The sequence below is a fragment of the Flavobacterium piscis genome (genome assembly GCF_001686925.1).
Lineage (GTDB): Bacteria > Bacteroidota > Bacteroidia > Flavobacteriales > Flavobacteriaceae > Flavobacterium > Flavobacterium piscis.
The window spans coordinates 93,945-114,245 of sequence record NZ_LVEN01000005.1 but is presented as its reverse complement, the minus strand read 5'-3'; the positions used below and the strand labels follow the sequence as shown (position 1 = coordinate 114,245).

Annotated in this window: 18 protein-coding genes; all 18 read left to right on the top strand. The window is 33.6% G+C overall.

Features of this window, described 5'->3' with window-relative positions; all coding sequences use genetic code 11:
• The first annotated feature begins 12 nt into the window (after positions 1-12).
• The 18 genes from FLP_RS03965 (at position 13) to FLP_RS03880 (ending at position 20,068) form a co-directional block, all read left to right on the top strand.
• Complete coding sequence (locus FLP_RS03965) at positions 13-978, top strand: stage II sporulation protein M (protein ID WP_065448234.1); 966 nt, start codon at positions 13-15, stop codon at positions 976-978.
• 137 nt (positions 979-1,115) lie between these two features.
• A complete protein-coding gene (locus FLP_RS03960; protein WP_243397613.1) occupies positions 1,116-1,925 on the top strand; it encodes a hypothetical protein in 810 nt (269 codons plus the stop codon).
• Positions 1,918-2,691 carry a DUF4129 domain-containing protein gene (locus tag FLP_RS03955; protein WP_065448232.1) on the top strand — a complete coding sequence of 258 codons (774 nt, stop codon included), beginning with the start codon at positions 1,918-1,920 and terminating at the stop codon, positions 2,689-2,691. The genes FLP_RS03960 and FLP_RS03955 overlap by 8 nt, the downstream gene beginning before the upstream one ends.
• Entirely contained in the window at positions 2,684-3,892 is a 1,209-nt protein-coding gene (locus tag FLP_RS03950) for a DUF4350 domain-containing protein (protein WP_065448231.1), read from the top strand. The genes FLP_RS03955 and FLP_RS03950 overlap by 8 nt, the downstream gene beginning before the upstream one ends.
• 222 nt (positions 3,893-4,114) lie before the next feature.
• Positions 4,115-5,128 carry an AAA family ATPase gene (locus FLP_RS03945; RefSeq protein ID WP_065448230.1) on the top strand — a complete coding sequence of 338 codons (1,014 nt, stop codon included), beginning with the start codon at positions 4,115-4,117 and terminating at the stop codon, positions 5,126-5,128.
• A 62-nt stretch (positions 5,129-5,190) separates the two neighbouring features.
• On the top strand, positions 5,191-5,805 hold the full coding sequence (locus tag FLP_RS03940) for a hypothetical protein (RefSeq protein WP_065448229.1): 615 nt from the start codon (positions 5,191-5,193) through the stop codon (positions 5,803-5,805).
• A gap of 77 nt (positions 5,806-5,882) precedes the next feature.
• On the top strand, positions 5,883-7,169 hold the full coding sequence (locus FLP_RS03935) for a DUF58 domain-containing protein (protein WP_065448228.1): 1,287 nt from the start codon (positions 5,883-5,885) through the stop codon (positions 7,167-7,169).
• A gap of 135 nt (positions 7,170-7,304) precedes the next feature.
• Positions 7,305-8,390 carry a phosphoglyceromutase gene (locus tag FLP_RS03930; protein ID WP_065448227.1) on the top strand — a complete coding sequence of 362 codons (1,086 nt, stop codon included), beginning with the start codon at positions 7,305-7,307 and terminating at the stop codon, positions 8,388-8,390.
• 45 nt (positions 8,391-8,435) lie between these two features.
• Positions 8,436-9,359 (top strand): DUF2167 domain-containing protein, encoded by a 924-nt coding sequence (locus tag FLP_RS03925; RefSeq protein ID WP_065448226.1) that lies wholly within the window; start codon positions 8,436-8,438, stop codon positions 9,357-9,359.
• 216 nt (positions 9,360-9,575) lie between these two features.
• Positions 9,576-10,367 (top strand): TrmH family RNA methyltransferase, encoded by a 792-nt coding sequence (locus tag FLP_RS03920; RefSeq protein ID WP_065448225.1) that lies wholly within the window; start codon positions 9,576-9,578, stop codon positions 10,365-10,367.
• 16 nt (positions 10,368-10,383) lie between these two features.
• A complete protein-coding gene (locus FLP_RS03915) occupies positions 10,384-11,922 on the top strand; it encodes a serine hydrolase (RefSeq protein WP_065448294.1) in 1,539 nt (512 codons plus the stop codon).
• A gap of 314 nt (positions 11,923-12,236) precedes the next feature.
• Positions 12,237-14,459, top strand: coding sequence for a RelA/SpoT family protein (locus FLP_RS03910; protein ID WP_065448224.1), 2,223 nt, complete (start codon positions 12,237-12,239; stop codon positions 14,457-14,459).
• A gap of 90 nt (positions 14,460-14,549) precedes the next feature.
• Complete coding sequence (locus FLP_RS03905; protein ID WP_026981862.1) at positions 14,550-15,008, top strand: Fur family transcriptional regulator; 459 nt, start codon at positions 14,550-14,552, stop codon at positions 15,006-15,008.
• Positions 15,009-15,104: 96 nt separating this feature from the next.
• Positions 15,105-16,376, top strand: coding sequence for an adenylosuccinate synthase (locus tag FLP_RS03900; RefSeq protein ID WP_065448223.1), 1,272 nt, complete (start codon positions 15,105-15,107; stop codon positions 16,374-16,376).
• A 55-nt stretch (positions 16,377-16,431) separates the two neighbouring features.
• Positions 16,432-17,013, top strand: a complete 582-nt coding sequence (locus FLP_RS03895; protein ID WP_174548789.1) for an NUDIX domain-containing protein — start codon at positions 16,432-16,434, stop codon at positions 17,011-17,013.
• Between the two features lie 40 nt (positions 17,014-17,053).
• The gene (locus FLP_RS03890) at positions 17,054-18,547 is read left to right on the top strand and encodes a S41 family peptidase (protein WP_065448221.1); all 1,494 of its coding nucleotides are present in this window, start codon (positions 17,054-17,056) and stop codon (positions 18,545-18,547) included.
• A 1-nt stretch (position 18,548) separates the two neighbouring features.
• Complete coding sequence (locus FLP_RS03885; RefSeq protein WP_065448220.1) at positions 18,549-19,100, top strand: hypothetical protein; 552 nt, start codon at positions 18,549-18,551, stop codon at positions 19,098-19,100.
• Positions 19,101-19,186: 86 nt separating this feature from the next.
• Positions 19,187-20,068 (top strand): L,D-transpeptidase, encoded by an 882-nt coding sequence (locus FLP_RS03880; RefSeq protein ID WP_065448219.1) that lies wholly within the window; start codon positions 19,187-19,189, stop codon positions 20,066-20,068.
• The last annotated feature ends 233 nt before the right edge of the window (positions 20,069-20,301 follow it).

Genomic DNA, 20,301 nt, shown 5'->3' with positions numbered 1-20,301 from the left:
TTTTAGCCTACAATGAGAGAAGTTGCCTTCATAAAACAAAATAAAGAAAAATGGCTGGAGTTTGAGCTCGCTATTTTTGGTAAAGCTAAAAAAAATCCTGATGAGTTAGCTAATTTGTACATTCAAATGATGAATGACTTATCGTATGCCCAAACGTATTACCCAAAAAGTAAGACAGTTGTGTATTTAAACCATCTTGCATCGCAGATTTATCAAAAGATTTATAAAACCAAAAGAACCGAAAAAAACAGATTTCTTGAATTCTTTAAAACCGAGGTTCCTTTACTGCTTTACGAATACCGTAGATATTTACTCTATGCGTTTATTTTGTTCTTTGTTACGGTGGCAATGGGAGTGGTTTCGGCCCGATACGATCAAAATTTTGTTCGTTTAATATTGGGCGATAATTATGTCAACATGACGCTGGACAACATCAAAAAAGGAAATCCAATGGCGGTTTACGGCTCCGGAAGCAACTGGGGAAGTTTTATAGGCATTACCATGAACAACCTTTATGTAGGCGCAAGATGTTACATTTACGGTATATTTGGCGGCTTGGGAACTTTTTATATTTTTCTTCAAAACTCATTGATGTTAGGGTCATTTCAGTACTTTTTCTACGATCAGGGCGTTTTCTGGAAAAGTGTCCGAGGTATCTGGATTCATGGTTCGATGGAAATTTTTGCCATTGTCATCGAAAGTGCAGCCGGATTCATTCTGGGAGCTTCAATCCTGTTTCCGAAAACTTTCTCGAGATTAAATTCGCTTAAAATAGGTTTCAAAAACAGTTTCAAAATATTTCTCAGTACCTTTCCTTTTACCATAAGTGCAGGATTTCTTGAAGGTTTTATAACACGATATTCTATCGATATGCCCAATTGGCTGAGTAGTTTTATCATCTTATTTACATTAGGAATAATTTCATTTTACTATTTGGTTTATCCTTTCATTGTTCACAAAAAAACAACTTCATTATAATGTTTGAACTTTACAAAAAACGACAACTTGGCGACTATATAGTAGATTCGTTTACCTTTTTTAAAAATTTTGGAAAACAATTTTTTAAGATTTTTTTCGCCATAAATGCTGGTCTGCTATTGATTTCCGGTGCATTAATGTATTGGTTTTTAAAATTTAACTTTACATCTTTGGTCGATAATAGTTTAGAAAAAACGACACCTAATGAACTTTTAAATTACTTTGACCGTGATCCGGTAATCACAGGTTTTGTAATAATTTTTTCTATAGTAATACTACTTTTGTCCCTTTTTAACGCTTCCTATCCCATTTTGTATTTAAAATTGATAGCAGAAAAAAGTACTAATAATTTTACCACTCAAGACATATTAACAGCTTTTAGAAAAAGCCTTTGGAAAATAATTAAGTTTGGCCTTGGGGCTGTATTCATTATATTTCCTGTTTTATGCATTATCATCATTGTATTGTTTTTTCTTTGTTTTGTCTTAGTGGGTATACCATTATTGATCATTGCAATACCTACTTTATTTACCTGGGTACATTTGAGCTTTTATACATATCTAACAGAGGATAAAAGTTTTTTTGAATCTTTAAATCATGCACATCTATTGCTAAAAGAAGATTTTTGGTCTACAATTGGCGCGAGTTTTATTGCCATGATTATGATTCAGATGGTGCAGGCTTCAATAACTATGTTTTTTTATTTTGTTGGAATATTTGCGTTTATTTTCTTTGCAATAGCCAATCCTGACTTTGAGAAAATGCCTTTTGAACCTTCACCATTTTTTTTAATCCTGATCACTATAGCATTTGTTTTAATAATGGCATTGAGTAATATCTTTAATAATGTTTTGGTGGTCAATCAGGGAATTATTTATTATAGTTTGGGAGCAGAAGATAGATTTTCGGCTACTGAAATTGAATCAATTGGAAGCCATAATGAATAAAATAATTCTCCTTTTTTCTTTTCTCTTTTTTTCAGGTATTTCGCATGCCCAGGATTCTTTGGCTACAGCCGAACCTCCAAAAATTAATACTGTAAAATATACAGAGAAAGATATTCAAGTTGACACCAGTACTGTAGAAGCTAAAACTTTCACTAAAAACTTCAAAAAAAAATATACAGATCCTGATTTCGTATACGAACAAAAAGCCCCTGAAAAAGGTTTATGGCAAAGCTTTATTGAATGGCTTGCCCGAATATACCGTAGCATTTTTAGCGAGTCAGATACTCAATCTTCTGTCAATTTTGTAACGATCTTTTTAAGAACAATGGCAGTCTTACTTATTATTTTTGTGATTTACTTAATAGCAAAAGCCGTAATCAATAAAGAAGGTCAATGGATATTTGGTAAAAACTCGAATAAAAGAAATGTTTATTACTCTGATATCGAAAAGAATATTCATCTTCTGGATTTCGAAAAATTAATAAAAGAAAGTCTTTTGACCGGAGAGAAAAGAATTGCGATTCGTTATTATTATTTATGGCTGTTAAAGATAATGGCGCAAAATCATTATATCGAATGGGATATCGAAAAAACCAATTCTGATTATTTATACGAACTGCAGCGACCTGCGCACAAAGAAGAATTTACGTATTTGTCGTACTTGTATAATTATATCTGGTATGGCGAATTTGCCATTGATGAAGCCTCGTTTATAAAAGCCGAAAACCGATTTAAGAACGCCATAAAAACCTTTAGTAATGGATAAAAGCATCAAAATTTACATTGCTGTTCTGGTTTTTATTTTAGCCGTGATTCTAATAATAGATCGTGACCAGCCCAAGCCTATTGATTGGAGACCAACGTATGCTGTCAATGACAAAATCCCTTACGGATTATATGTTTTTGACAAGGAAATTAATAGCTTTTTTAAAAATCATAAAGTAGAAAGAATCCCAAATGTAACGCCTTACGAATTTTTAGATTCTAAATATGATGAAGACACGCTGGTAGAAAATTATAAAATAAAAGGAACCTTCATCAATATATCAGAATCCAATACAATTGATGAACAATCGATTAAGGAGATTTTTTATTTTGTTTCGCACGGAAACAATGCTTTTTTAAGCATGAAAAGTTTTCCAAAATATTTGTTGGACACGCTGAAACTGGAAGTCAATTCGGATTTCTTGAATGCCAATAAAACTCAGTTATGGCTGGCGAACAAAAAGGTCAAACCTAAAAAATATATTTTTGCACAACAACTGGAAGATTATTTTTCTAAAATTGATACTTTAAATACTACCGTTCTTGGATACCAAGGCAGTCAATCAAGCCCTAAAAAACACATCAATTTTATAAAAATACCGTACAGACAAGGTTATTTTTATTTACACACTCAACCTGTTGCTTTTACAAATTTTAATTTATTAAAAGCAGATAATTATCAATACGCCGAAAGTGTTTTATCTTACTTACCAAAAGGCGATATTTTCTGGTATACCAAAGGGCAGCATAATGAAAACATTTCTCAATCGCCGTTGCGTTATATTCTGGCTCAGCCCGGACTAAAATGGGCATGGTATTTCTTTTTATTCGGAATGTTGATTTTTATTATTTTTAATGCCAAACGCAAACAACGCGTGGTGCCTATCCTTAAACCTTTGGCCAATTCAACAGTTGATTTTACCAAAACCATAGGGAATTTATATTACCAGGAAGGCGATCACCGTAATATCATCGATAAAAAGATTATTTACTTTTTAGAAAAAGTGCGAACCGACTATTTAATCGATACCACAAAACTGGACGATACTTTTATTCAAAAACTGCATCATAAAACAGGAAAAAGTGAAACAGATATTCAGGAACTTGTATTTTTGATCAACGAACATCGAAATAGCTATCACGGAAGTCTTGAGGAAGATTTAATTAGAATAAATAATGCAATAGAAAAGATTATACATTAGATAAAAAAATATTTGCCACAGATTAAAAGATTAAAATGATATTTAAATCTGTGAGAATCATTCTAATCTGTGGCAAAAAAACATAATTACTAGAGAATTAAATAAAAATATTTACCACAGATTAAAGAATTACACAAATTAGAAAAAATTAATAAATTTTAATAAAAATCATTTTAATCCTTTAATCTGTGGCAAAAAAAAACAACCAGAAAACAGACCAACATGGACGATATCAATACAACAGAAAATGAAATCACAAACGAAAATGTGAATTTTGAAACCAGAATAAATCTAACGCCGCTTTTAGATCACGTAAACAGCATCAAAAAAGAGCTTGAAACCGTCATTGTAGGACAACACAAAATGATCGATCAGCTTTTGGTGGCGATTTTATCAAACGGTCACGTTTTGCTAGAAGGTGTTCCCGGAGTTGCTAAAACCATCACAGCCAAATTATTATCGAAAACGTTGAATATTGGCTTTAGCCGAATTCAGTTTACGCCGGATTTAATGCCGTCTGATATTTTAGGAACTTCTATTTTTAATTTAAAAACTTCCGAATTTGAGTTTAAAAAAGGCCCTATTTTCTCTAATTTAATTTTAATTGATGAGATCAATCGTGCGCCGGCCAAAACACAAGCGGCACTTTTTGAAGTTATGGAAGAACGCCAAATTACCATTGACGGATCTGCTTATCAGCTTGAAACGCCTTTTTTGGTTATTGCAACTCAAAACCCAATCGAGCAGGAAGGAACCTATCGTTTGCCGGAAGCGCAATTAGACCGTTTCTTGTTTAAAATCACGATTGATTATCCAAAATTAAACGAAGAAATCCTGATCATCCAAAGAGAACATTTATTGCAGGATCACGGAAAACTCGAAGCTATAAAAACGATACTTTCTGCCGCTGAAATAAAAGAATACCAGGCTTTAGTAAAACAAATAAGAGTAGAACAAAACCTGCTGGAATATATTGCAAGAATTGTAGTAAACACCCGCGAAAATGCCTTTTTATATCTGGGAGCTTCGCCTCGTGCTTCGATCGCGATTCTAAACGCTGCAAAAGGTTTCGCAGCCATTCGCGGACGTGATTTTGTAACTCCTGAAGATATTAAAGAAGCCACAATTCCTGTTTTACAACATCGTGTAATTGTAGCGCCTGAACGCGAAATGGAAGGTATTACAAGCTCTGAAATTATAAAACAAATTATCGAAACTGTTGAGATTCCGAGATAGTTTTCAGTCGCAGTAGCAGTTTTCAGTTTTTCAGTCGTTATGCTAATAATAAACCTTTTTTAATGAAATTTTCTACATTACTTTTTCTGTCTCTTATTTGTATTTCGTTGGTGAGTTTTACACCAATGGATACGAAACAAGCGAAGCATACAACTACCTCAATTTATTTTGCTAGTGATAAACAACAACTCGAAACATTGATCAGGAAAACCTATGAATGGATCGAAACCAAAAAAACGCAGGCTGATTTTGATGTTGTCGAAAATAAAAAAGGAGATAAATATGTTGCACTAAATACAAAAACACACAATAAAATATTGACAGAACTTAAAAACTCTAATTTTTTTGCCCAACAATTTATTGATAATTATAACAAAATTGCATTGAAAATTGGTGAGAATCTTAAAACCAATAAGATCGAATATTTTGTTGGAGAATTACCTCCATACGGCTCTGATAGTAATCCATGGTGCGATTGTCAGGACAATCCTGAATCGTACTGGAAAACACTAAAAGTAAACGATTTAAAGATTCAGAATAATAAAGCTACTTTTTACTGGACCTGGACAGAATGGAAAGAAACTCCTAAATATAAAGTAACTGCAGTAAAAGAAAATGGAATCTGGAAAATAGCCGTTTTAGATGGTTTTGATTATAAAAGCTTTACTAAAATATAGTACAAAGATCTTTAACCCTAATTTTATAAAAATTGAAATTCATAAAAAGCCTTTACCTCAATAACTTCTTCTTTTATATGCTTTTGGGCATTATTGGATTATTTGTTTGCGCTTTTATTTTTCCAAACTTATACAATGCTGTTTGGTTTGTGGTTTTGGTTTTAGTCACTTTTTTAGGCCTTGATATTTTAATTTTGTACATCCCCAAAACAGGAATCGAAGCCGAAAGAATAACACCAGAAAAACTTTCGAACGGTGATTTAAATCCTGTAACTGTCAGTATCAAAAACCGTTATACTTTTAAGATTTCCGTTAAGATTATAGACGAAATTCCGTTTCAGTTTCAGGTACGTGATTTCAAAATTGTAAAAACAATTAAAGCTTCGGAACATAAAGAATTTGGTTACGATCTGCGCCCAACTGAACGTGGGGAATATTTCTTTGGATATTTAAACATCTATGTTTCTTCTCCTTTACAATTAGTTTCCAGAAGATTTTCTTTCGATAAAGATAAAATGGTGCCTACATATCCGTCTTACATTCAGTTAAGAAAATATGATTTACTCGCTTTTTCGAATAATTTATATCAATACGGAATCAAAAAAATACGCCGAATTGGTCATACAATGGAATTCGAACAAATCAAGGAATATGTTCAGGGCGACGATTTAAGAACGCTAAACTGGAAAGCTACAGCAAAGAAAAATTCGTTAATGGTCAACCAGTTTCAGGACGAAAAATCACAATCGGTTTATATGGCGATCGATAAAGGCCGCGTCATGCAAATGCCTTTTGACGGATTGAGTTTATTGGATTATGCTATTAATTCGACTTTGGTTTTAGCCAATGTAATTCTGAAAAAACAGGATAAAGCCGGGATTTTTGCCTTTTCTAAAAAAGTAGAAAACCGAGTATTTGCCGAGAAAAGAGCTTCGCAAATGCAGAAAATCCTCGAAACTTTATACAACATCAAAACTGACTTTTTCGAAAGTGATTACAGCCGTTTGTATGTCGACATCAAGAAAAACATCAATCAGCGAAGTTTGATTATTTTGTATACGAATTTTGAAACCATGGACGGTTTAAATCGCCAGTTACCATATTTAAAAGGAATTGCAAAAAGCCATTTATTAGTTGTTGTCTTTTTTAGCAATACAGAACTGAATTCCATCATCAATAAAAAAACCGACACTATTCAGGAAGTTTACGATAAAGTAATTGCTGAAAAATTCATGTTCGAAAAACGATTAATCGCAAACGAGCTGAAAAAATACGGCATACATTCGGTTTTAACACAACCTGAAAATCTGACTTTGGATACGATTAATAAATATTTAGAGATTAAGGCGAGAGGAATTTTGTAGAAGGATGTTTGTTAATTTATGGTTATATTTAAGATATGAACTAACAATAAATGTATCGCTACAGCAATATTAGTTAGTTTTGAGATATCGATTTATAAATTCTAATTAATCCTTTTTAATGTAAATTAACTAAATATGAAAAAAATAACTGCATTTATATTTGCCTTCACAAGCCTTTTATCCCACGCACAAAAAACAGAAAACATCATCATCATAACCACAGATGGTTTTAGATGGCAGAAAGTTTTTAAGGGAATGGACAAAGAAATTGCCGATAATAAAAGATTCAATCAGGGAGACAGAAAGTACATTTACAAAAAATACGGAAGTGCTGATATTACAGAAGCCCGCCAAAAAATAATGCCTTTTTTATGGTCTGAAATTGCTTCGAAAGGGCAAATTTATGGCAATCGAGATTTGGGTAATAAAGTAGATGTTACCAATAAATACTGGATTAGCTATCCCGGATATAGCGAAATGATGACCGGAAACGCAGACAATGCAGTGAATTCTAATCACTATAAAGACAATCCAAATGTAAATGTGCTGGAGTTTTTAAACCAACAGCCTAATCTAAACGGTAAAGTAAAAGCTTTTGGAGCATGGAATGCCTTTGATCGAATCTTGAACGAAAAAAGAAGTGGCTTTCCTGTAATTTCTGCCTTTGACAGCATTGGAGGAAATAATCCAACCGAAACTCAAAAATTGCTCAATGCAATGAGAGATAATTCGTTTAAGCCTTTTCATGAAGATGAATGTCTGGATGTTTTTACCCATTATCAGGCTATGGACGAACTTAAAACAAAGAAACCAAAAGTACTTTATATTGCTTACGGCGAAACTGATGAGTGGGCGCATTCGGGGCAATACAGATCGTATCTTGACGCTGCCAATCAGGTTGATAAATGGATTAAGGAAATCTGGGAATTTGTACAAAATGATCCTCAGTACAAAAACAAAACCACTTTACTAATCACTGTCGATCATGGCCGTGGTGATAAAAAGAAGAAAGAATGGACAGATCACGGATCTGACGTTGCAGGAGCATCTGAGATTTGGTTTGCTGCAATGGGACCAGAAATCGCACCAAAAGGCGAAGTTAAAACCCAATCTCAATTTTATCAAAAACAAACCGCACAAACCATCGCCAAAGTTATGGGATACACTTTTACAACTTCGCATCCTGTGGCCGATGAAATTAAAGAAATATTTCACGAATAATAAATTAAACCAAAAATAACAACCAACCAAAACCAATTTACCAAAATGAAAAAAACTTTAGTATTTCTTTTTTTAGTTGCTTTTTTTATCCCCAAAATTTTTGCTCAGGAACCTAAAAATAATGATGAACTTTTTGAAAAAACTTTAAATTACCAATCAGGGAAAATCGTTTTATCTGAAGGTGACGGAACATTAAATGTGCCGAAAGGATTTAAATTTCTAAATGCAGAACAAACTCAGGGTATTTTGACCAATTTATGGGGAAATCCTGAAGACAAAACAGTCTTAGGGTCTCTAGTTCCTGACGGAAAAGGCGTAACACACAGTGATAGCTGGATGTTTGTTATTAATTATCAGGGAGATGGTTTTGTAAAAGACGACGATGCAAATGACATTGATTACGATGATTTGCTAAAAACCATGAAAGAAGATTTTCTCGCAGAAAATGAAGAAAGAAAAAAAGGTGGTTATCCTGAAATAGAATTAATAGGCTGGGCATCAAAACCCTATTATGACAGTAATTTAAAAGTGTTGCATTGGGCAAAAGAATTAAAATTTGGTCAGGACCAAACTAATACTTTAAATTATGATTTACGAATTTTAGGCAGAAAAGGAATGTACAATATTTCGGCCGTTGCTGGTATGAGCGAACTTGCAGAAGTAAAAGCAAGTATTCCTGGAATCTTAAAAAGTGTAGAATTCAATCAGGGACATAAATATCTTGATTTTGATGCCGACACAGATACCGTTGCCGCATGGACAATTGGTGGTTTAGTTGCCGGGAAAGTTTTAGCAAAAGTGGGCTTTTTTGCTATTTTGGCTAAATTTGGAAAAATCATCGTGATCGGAATTATTGCAGCATTTGCGGGCCTTAAGAAATTTCTTTTCGGCAAAAAAGATCAGGTGGTATCAAAACCAAAAGAAGAAGAGATTGCATTATTAGAAGAAAATAATTCTACTGAGGAATAATATTTTCGCCACGAATTTCACGAATTTATTAGCCACAGATTAAAGGATTAAAATGATTGCAAACCTACCTAATATGAATCATTTTAATCCTTTAATCTGTGGCTAGCTTTTTTTACTTCATTAAAACCTCTGAAGCTTTGCAACTCTGAACCTTTGCAACTTTTCAAAAAAATCTCAGTACCTTAGCGCCTCACAACCTAAGTACCTTTAAAAAAAATGAAACAAATTACTTCAATACAAAATCCGTTTATAAAATCGCTCGTTTTATTACAAGAAAAGGCAAAAGCCCGAAAACAAAGCGGAACATTTTTGATTGAAGGATTACGCGAAATTTCACTTGCCATAAAAGGCGGTTACGAAATAGAAACGGTTTTATTTTTACCGGAATTGGTAACTGAAAGTGAGATTAATAAATTGGTAAATACACCAGTTTCATTAATCGAAATCAATAAAGAAGTATATCAGAAATTAGCCTATCGCGATACTACCGAAGGAATTTTGGCTATAGCCAAAACCAAATCGATGTCATTATCTGATTTAAAATTATCTGATAATCCGTTGATAATTGTCGCTGAAGCACCTGAAAAACCAGGGAATATTGGCGCACTTTTACGTACTGCCGATGCTGCAAATCTGGATGCCGTTTTGATTGCCAACCCAAAAAGCGATTTGTACAACCCAAATATTGTTCGTTCAAGCGTTGGGTGTTTGTTTACCAACCAGATTGCCACAGGAACAACAGCCGAAATTATTGCTTTTTTGAAAGAAAAAAAGATCGATTTTTACTGCGCTACACTACAAAATTCAACCTCTTATCATACACAGGATTTTACTACTCCAACCGCTTTGGTTGTGGGTACGGAAGCCACAGGATTAACACAGGATTGGCGTGATGCCGCAACTCAGAATATTATTATTCCGATGCAGGGCGAAATCGACAGTATGAATGTCTCTGTCGCAGCGGCTATTTTAATTTTTGAAGCCAAACGCCAAAGAGGATTTAATTAATTTTACATTTAAAATTATGAGTTATAAATTATCACTTTTAGCGTTATTATTTTCTTTTTCAGTTTCGGCTCAAATTACGAATCAGGAAGTAGATGAATTGGTGAATCGTACCATAAAAGCTTTTGATGTTCCCGGAATTGCGGTTGCAATTGTAAAAGACGGAAAAGTAGTATTGGCAAAAGGATATGGAGTAAAATCGGTTTTGACACAACAAAAAGTAGATGCCAATACTCTTTTTGGGATTGCCTCAAATAGTAAAGCATTTACAACGGCAGCACTTGCTATGCTGGTAGATGAGGGTAAAATAAAATGGGATGATAAAGTCCTGAAATATCTTCCGGATTTTAAAATGTACGATGATTATGTAACCCGCGAATTTACAATTCGTGATCTTTTAACACACAGAAGCGGCCTCGGACTTGGAGCGGGAGATTTGATGATCTGGCCTGACGGAAGCGATTTTAAAGCGCAGGATATCGTTCATAATTTAAGATACTTAAAACCGGTTTCGAGTTTTAGAACCAAATATGATTATGACAATTTGATGTACATCATAGCAGGAGAAATTGTACATGTTGTGAGCGGAAAAACCTGGGCAGATTTTGTTGAGGAACGCATCATGAAACCTCTCGAAATGAACAATAGTGTAGCTTCTGTAAAACGTTTAAAAGACACTACAAATGTTATTACGCCGCATGTTCCTGTTGACGGAAAACTGAAAACGATAAAACGTTATGAAAATCAGCTTTTTGACGGAGCTGCCGGAATTTATTCAAGCGTAAATGATTTGAGTAAATGGGCGATTTTACAAATCAACAATGGGAAATACGGAGACAATAAGCAATTATTTTCAGAGAAAGAACACGACGAAATGTGGCAATTGCAAACCATTATTCCGGCAAAAACAAAACTACCTTACAATACTCATTTTTCAGGATATGGTTTAGGTTGGTTTTTGAGTGATGTAAAAGGATACAAACAAGTTTCGCATACCGGCGGATTAGAAGGAAATGTGACACAAACTACCTTGATTCCGGAGATAGGTTTAGGAATTATTGTCCTGACCAATCAACAATCCGGAGCGGCATTTACTGCCATAACAAATACCATAAAGGACCGTTATTTGGGAATTAAACCCGAAGATTATGTAACCACTTACAGCAACCGTGTGAAAGCCAGCGAAGCATCGGCAGATAAAGTGACTGATGAAGTTTGGGCAACCGTTGCAAAAAATAAAAAGGACAAACTAAAAATTGATTTCTCTAAAATAACCGGGACCTACAAAGACAATTGGTTTGGAGAAGTTACCATAACAGAGAAAAAAGGAAAAGCCTATTTTGCATCAAAACGTTCGCCACAACTGGTTGGTGAAGTTTTCTTTTATAAAGATGGAAATTATGTCGTAAAATGGAACAACGCCTTTTTTCACGCCGATGCACATCTACTTTTCAAATACGATGAAACCGGAAAAGTCATCAACTTAAAAATGCTTCCCATCTCTGAACTAACTGATTTTAGTTATGATTTTCAGGATTTGGATTTTATGAAAGAGTAGTTTTAGATTTTAGATTTTAGATTTTAGATTTTAGATTTTAGATTTTAGATTTTAGATTTTAGATTTTAGATTTTAGATTTGTTAAAATAAAAATTGATAAATCAATTTTTATTTTAACATCACAAATGACATATTCTATTGTCAGACTGAGCAAAGTCGAAGTCCTTTTTACTACAAAAAAATCTCGACTCCGCTCGATTTGACAAGCCAAAATCTACCCTCTGAAATCATAAATCTAAATTCAGAAATCAACCCTTCATTCCCTTGCGTATATTCAAACTTATTCTTATTTTTAGTACTTGAACTATGCCGTTATGATAGAAATAGATATTGAGAAAGAAAATAAAGCAATTGCCCAAGAGTATAAAGAATTACTTCGAATCAGTTATCAGACTTTAAGTCCAACCGACAAAAAATTAATTCGAAAAGCATTTGATGTCGCAGTAGATGCACATAAAGAACAAAGACGTAAATCTGGCGAAGCGTATATCTTTCATCCTATTGCAGTTGCGAAAATTGTTGCTTCTGAAATTGGTTTAGGAGCGACCTCTATTGCTGCGGCTTTATTGCACGATGTTGTCGAAGATACTCCTATGACAGTCGAGGATATTGAGCGTTTATTTAACCCAAAAGTGGCTCAACTTGTCGAAGGTTTAACCAAAATTTCGTTAGTTCAAAAAGATCTGAATGCCTCGATGCAGGCAGAAAATTTCAGAAAAATGATCCTTACACTGAACGATGACGTTCGTGTAATTTTGATAAAACTCGCCGATCGTTTGCATAATATGCAAACTATGGATTCAATGGCAGAATACAAGCAAACCAAAATTGCTTCGGAAACGCTTTATATTTATGCGCCTCTCGCCCATCGTTTAGGACTTTATAATATAAAAACCAAATTGGAAGATTTAGGTTTAAAATATACAGAACCGGCTGTTTACAATGATATTGTAAGCAAAATAAGGGAGACAAAAGAAGAACAGGACGCTTATATCAAAGATATTTCGGATGTTTTAAAGAAATCTCTCGACAATGAAAGTATCGATTATGTAATCAAGGGACGTCCGAAATCTATTTATTCGATCCGTCGTAAAATGCGGGCTCAAAATGTAAGTTTTGATGAAGTGTACGACAAATTTGCTCTTAGAATTGTCTATAAATCAGATCAGCACGACGAAAAATTTGTGGCCTGGAAAATCTACTCCATCGTAACAGATCACTACAGACCAAGCCCGAGTCGTTTGCGTGACTGGATTTCATCTCCAAAATCAACTGGTTACGAGGCTTTGCACATTACCGTAATGGGACCAAAAGGCCGTTGGGTCGAAGTGCAGGTTCGAAGCGAGCGTATGGATGAAATTGCAGAGAAAGGTTATGCAGCGCATTACAAATATAAAAACGGCGCTACAGAAGAAAGCGGTCTTGATGTTTGGTTGAATTTGCTACGCGAAGCGCTGGAAAATCAGGAAACGAATGCGGTTGATTTTGTTGAAGATTTTAAAATGAATTTATATTCGAAAGAAATCTTTGTCTTTACGCCAAAAGGAGAAATTAAATCACTGCCAAAAGGTGCTACTTCGCTGGATTTTGCGTTTAGCATTCACTCAGAAATTGGAATAAAAACCAGAGGAACCCGTGTAAATGGACGTTTAGTTCCGTTAAATCACGAGTTAAAAAGTGGTGATCAGGTCGAAGTGATTACTTCTGCCAACCAAAAACCAACTGTAAACTGGTTAGAATATGTAACCACATCAAGAGCCAAAACGAAAATAAAAAACGTTCTTAACGAGAACACTAAAAAAATTGCTGAAGAAGGAAAAGAATTACTTACTCGAAAACTAAGACATTTAAAGATAACGATCAACGAGCAGGTTATTAATGAACTGGTGAACTTTTTTAAACTCAAAACGAGTTTAGATTTATTTTACAGAGTTGGAATTGGAGCAATCGAGAATCAGCAATTAAAAGATTATGCCGCCCAAAAAAGCAATACGTTTATCAATTTCTTCAAAAATAAAATTAAAAGAAATAAAGATACAACTGCTGCCGATGATATTCATAAACAAGTTATCAGCAGTAATTATGATATGCTGGTTTTTGGTACTGAGCATGACAAACTCGATTATAAACTTTCGCCATGCTGTAACCCAATTCCGGGGGATGATGTTTTTGGATTTGTAACGATAAACGAAGGAATTAAAGTACACAAAAAAGACTGCCCTAATGCGATTGGCATGCAGTCTAATTATGCTTATCGAATCATGAGTGCCAAATGGATTGATTCATCTCAAGAAGAATTCAAGGCTATTATTAATATTACGGGAATGGATGTTTTAGGGCTTACCAATCAGTTAACCAGAGTGATATCGAACAATATGAGCGTGAATATCCAGAGCATTTCGTTAAGCACAGATGCCGGAATTTTTCATGGTCAGATTGCTGTAATTGTTCAAAACAATACCATTTTGAAGAAAATGATTAATGCGATTAAAAAAATTGATGGGGTTGATAAAGTGACGAGAGAGTACAGAACTTAAACTTTTTTAACCTATCTATAAGGGTTTTATAACTAAACTTTAAACCCGAAACTTTTATTCATTAAAAATAAAAAATTATCTTTGCCGGATATGACACTCATTTCAACTGACAACACTAAGAATCAAGAAATTGTAAAAAATGTATTTACAATGTATCTTGAGCAAAAAGGGCATCGCAAAACTCCTGAGCGTTATGCTATACTTCAGGAAATTTACGATAGCGAAGAGCATTTTGATATAGAAAACTTATATATCAAGATGAAAAACAAGAACTATCGTGTGAGTAGAGCTACATTATACAACACGATCGAGTTATTGTTAGACTGCGCTTTGGTTAGAAAACATCAATTTGGGCAAAATCAGGCTTACTATGAAAAATCATATTTTGATAAACAGCATGACCATATTATCATGACTGATTCTGGTGAGGTAATCGAATTTTGCGATCCAAGAATTCAAACCATCAAAAAAACAATCGAAGAAATATTTGATATCGAAATTACGAATCATTCATTGTATTTCTACGGAAACAAAAAGCAAAAACAATAGTCCGGAAACGCATTATTTTAAAAAATAAAAAAAAAGAAAATTAACTACATTAATCAGTAGGGCAACTCAAATTGCCTCAACGCAAATTAAAACAGAATGACCGTAGATTTATTACTAGGATTACAATGGGGAGATGAAGGTAAAGGGAAAATTGTTGACGTTCTTACCTCAAATTATGATATTATTGCACGTTTTCAGGGAGGACCAAATGCAGGACATACATTAGAATTTGACGGAATTAAACATGTATTAAGAACCATTCCTTCTGGAATTTTTCATAAAAATTCAATAAACATCATTGGTAATGGTGTTGTAATAGATCCGGTAGTTTTTCAAAAAGAAATTGAAGGTTTGGAGAAATTCAACCTTGACATCAAAAACAAATTGATCATTTCAAGAAAAGCACATTTAATTTTACCAACGCACCGTTTGCTTGATGCAGCTTCTGAAGCGTCTAAAGGAAAAGCTAAAATTGGTTCTACTCTTAAAGGAATTGGACCAACTTACATGGACAAAACCGGAAGAAACGGATTACGTGTTGGAGATATTGAATTAGAAGATTTTAAAGAACGTTACAGAGCATTGGCTGACAAGCATGAAGCAATGATTGCTTTTTATGATGTAGCAATTCAATACAACTTAGCTGAACTTGAAAAAGAGTTTTTTGAAGCTATCGAAGAATTAAAAAAATTAGATTTTATCGACAGTGAAGAATATATCTACCAGGCTCAAAAAGCAGGTAAATCTATTTTATGCGAAGGAGCTCAGGGATCTTTATTAGATGTTGATTTTGGAACTTATCCTTTCGTAACTTCATCAAATACTACTGCTGCAGGAGCTTGTACTGGTTTAGGAATTGCACCTAACAAAATCAAAGAAGTATACGGAATTTTTAAAGCTTACGTAACACGTGTTGGTAGCGGACCTTTCCCAACGGAACTTTTTGACGAAGTTGGTGCTACTATGGCAAAAGTGGGTAACGAATTTGGATCTGTTACAGGAAGACAAAGACGTTGCGGATGGTTAGACCTTGTAGCTTTAAAATATGCTGTTCAGGTAAACGGAGTTACTCAGTTAATGATGATGAAAGGCGATGTTCTTTCAGGATTCGAAACTTTGAAAGTTTGTACAGAATACAACTATAAAGGACAAAACATTTCTCACTTTCCTTACAACATCGAGCCGGAAAACGTAACTCCTGTTTATAAACAATTTAAAGGATGGAAAGCTGACTTAACAGGATTGACGACTTACGATCAATTACCAATTGAGCTAAAAGAATATATTGAGTTTATTGAAGAAGAAGTTGGAGTGCCAATTAAAATTGTATCTGTTGGACCTGACAGAAAGCAAACAATAACAAAATAATACATCTAAACGCTCTGATAACCAGAGCGTTTTTTTATACAAAAGATTTCTTATTATGAAAAATCCAGAAATTAAAGTTACCGAAACTAAGTTACTATCAGACAATTGGTACATACTAAACAAAGTAACTTTTGATTACCAAAAGAAAGACGGTAAAGTAGAATCACATATTCGTGAAGTGTATGATCGTGGAAACGGAGCCGCTATTTTATTGTACAATTCATCTAAAAAGACAGTGATCTTAACGCGTCAGTTTCGTTTGCCTACTTATCTTAACGGAAATAAAAACGGAATGATGATCGAGGTTTGTGCCGGACTTCTTGATCAGGATAATGCTGAACAAGCTGTAATTCGCGAAACCGAAGAAGAAACTGGCTATCGTCTAAATAAAGTTCAGAAAGTTATTGAAACTTATATGTCACCAGGTTCTGTTACAGAGATTTTATATCTTTTTGTTGGAGAATATGATGAAACCATGAAAGTAAATGATGGTGGCGGACTAGATGCCGAACAAGAAAACATTGAAGTACTGGAATATACTTTTGAAGAAGCTTACAACATGATCGAATCCGGTGAGATTACTGATGCTAAAACAATTATGTTATTACAACATGCTAAAATTAAAAATTTGATTTAATTTTTTTGAGTATTTTTAGGTTCTAAACAAAACCAATCTGATGCTCAAATTTAAAATAGCTTTTTTTCTGATTTTTCCACTTATAGTATGCTCTCAAAATGATAAATTCACTTCAGAAAAACTCAAACAAGATCTTACTACTTTTAGAGAAATCAGAGAAAAAGCAAATTCAGGCATTTACAAGTATCGGACTAAAAAGCAAATTGACAGTATTTACAATTGGGCATTTTTACAATTAAAAAGTCCGCTGGAATTACTGGATTTTTACAAAATTATTCTACAAATAACTGACTTCGAAGGCAGTGTACATAATAATACAACTCTTCCTGATGTATTTAAAAACAGATATACATCAGAAAAAGTTTTTTTCCCTTTTCCGATAAAATTGATCGCGAACAAAACAATCATCAATTTTAAAAACGATGAAATTCCGTTAGGCTCAGAAATTCATATTATTAACGGAATTGAAATAAATAAAATAATACGCTCCTTTTACAAGTATTACACCACGGACGGCTTTAATATATCCGGAAAATCAATTGGAATTAACGCTGCTTTTTCAAGATATTTTGAAATGGAATATGGCCCAAAAGAAAATTTTCTAGTTGAATACTCACTTCCAAACCAAACTAAAAAACTATCTAAAACTATTGCCGGTATTTCTAACGAAGAAAGAAAAGAGAACTTCAAAAAGCGCCATTCTTTTCCTTCTGACAGCTTGTTCTATAACAAAATTAAAGACAAATATTCGTTTAAGATTATTTCACAAAATACCGCCTTACTTGCGGTACATTCTTTTGCAATTGGAGGAAACGCTCAAGCCAAAGAACATTTAGTTTATAAAAAATATCTTGACAGCTGTTTTCAAATGCTTGCTGTGCATCCTGAAATAAAAAATTTAATTGTAGATGTCAGAAATAATGGCGGAGGTTCAGATCCTAATGATTTGGTAACATTTTCATACTTAACGCAAAAAACGTATCGCGAAAACAAAAGTGCCTTTATCAATTTTCAGAAAATCCCATTTCTTTCTTATTTCGTTTATGAAGAAACTGAGGCTGAAAAAAAACTGGAAGAAAAGAATGATTTTGAAGCGGAGTTAAAGGAAGAATATCCAATCCTAAAAGGCAAAATATTTCCCCAGGATCCAAAATTTAATCACGTATTACAGCCGGATAAAAATACTTTCAAAGGTCAAATTTATTTGCTGATAAGCCCGAGAATAGCTTCGGCAGGATCGCTTTTTGCATCATTAGTTGCAGGAAAAACCAGTGCCATTGTTATTGGCGAAGAAACCATGGGTGGTTATTACGGTCATAATGGCCATACTCCTATCGAATACGAATTACCTAACACAAAAATAAAAACACAATTTTCTATCGTAAATTTAGAACAGGATGTTCCTAAGAAACCAAATCAGATGTTTGGCAGAGGTGTAATTCCTGATTATAAAGTGAGTCAAACTTTTGATGATTTTATAAAGAATAGAGATGCTCAGATGGAATATGTTTTGAAATTAATTGAGAAAAAGTAAAATGAATACATGGCGAGAATTTGCAAAACAAACCAAAGGCACTTTTAAAGAAGGTTATTCCTGGCAATCAGATTCAACAGAAATTGAATATAAAAACTGGAAAATTGTCTTTGATAATTATAGGCTTTGGTCTGGAAAATATAGTACTCAAATGACGCGAGTTATTGCTCCTATTACTTTAAAAGATCATTTTAAATTTGAAATTTACAACGAAGGATTTACTCGAAAAATTGAAAAACTATTTGGAGCGCAAGATATAGAAATTGGCTACCCTGATTTTGACAAAGCTTTTACAATTAAAAGTAATAATGAGTTTAAGATAAAGACCTTACTTCGCAATAAAGAACTAAGAAATCGCATTGCGATACAAAAAGAAGTAAACATCCATATTAGTGATCAGAAAGGAATATGGGAACAAAAACTTCCTGAAAATGAATTCGAATTATCTTATTATATAGATGGAGAAATAGATAATCTTGAAACCTTAAATTCACTACTGGAACTGTTTAAAATCTTATTAGATGAAATGTCTGCATTGGAATTAATACAGTAAAATGAAAATCAAGCAAACAATTCAAAAAATTGTGTAAGCCATTTTCGCGATGATTAAAATAACTTTACATAAATAAAAACCAGTTTATGAAAAAGTTATATTACACATCCAATATCCTACTTGTATTAGTATTAGTTTTATTAGGTTCATGCAAAAAAAGCGAATCAACTGAAACTAAGGAAAAAGCAAAACCTAAAAAAACAATTGAGCATACAAAACCAAAAACCACTTCTTATCATTTCGAAAAAACGAAAGAATGGTTAAAAACAAATGGTTCTGACAGTACAAAACTTCATATTGCATATGCCTTAAACAGAACTGATAAAGCCAATTTTGCAAAAATGGATTCAGTTGTGATTCCTGCAGATTTCACAGGTGATCTTGTGTATTATCTTCCGTTTCCTTTACATGTTGCAGCTTTAGAAGAAGTTTCGAAAGTAATCATTTTCTCTTATCCGGCTCAGGCATTTGCAGCTTACGAGAATGGCGAATTAGTATATACAGGTCCAACTAATATGGGGAGAAAAAAAGATCCTACTCCAACAGGATTATTTTTTACCAATTGGAAAGCTGAAAAAACAACCAGTACGTTTAATGACGAATGGGATTTGAAATGGAACTTTAATATCGAAAATAAATTGGGCGTTGGTTTTCACGAATATGAATTACCTGGTTATCCGGCATCGCACTCTTGTTTACGATTACAAGAAACTGATGCTAAATTCCTTTACAAATTTGCCGATGAATGGATCCTAAAAGATAAGGAAAACGTAAAAGTAAAAGGAACGCCGGTAATTGTTTTTGGAAGTTATCCTTTTGGGGAACCTAAACCATGGCTTGCATTAGTAAAAGATCCAAAAGCATTGGATATTTCTGAAGCAGAAATAGAAACTCAGACAAAACCGTTTATTCAAAAGATTTTAGAAAATCAAAAAGTTAGAGAAGCAGAACAAACCGCTACTCCATAAAAAATATGTTATCCAAGGGAAAGCTGCTATTGTAATTTTAACGAATTATGGTAGCAGTTTTTTTATGCTTTTTTTTATGCCGCGAAGGCACGAAGACACAAAGTTTTTTTTTAAAACATTTATTATCATCAATTAAATTCGGCTAAAGCCTATTTTTCTCACCCTCTTTCATCCCCCAGCTAAAGCTGGAGGCTATTCAATTAAAACCTCAATAGACGCATTGCTGCGCGTCT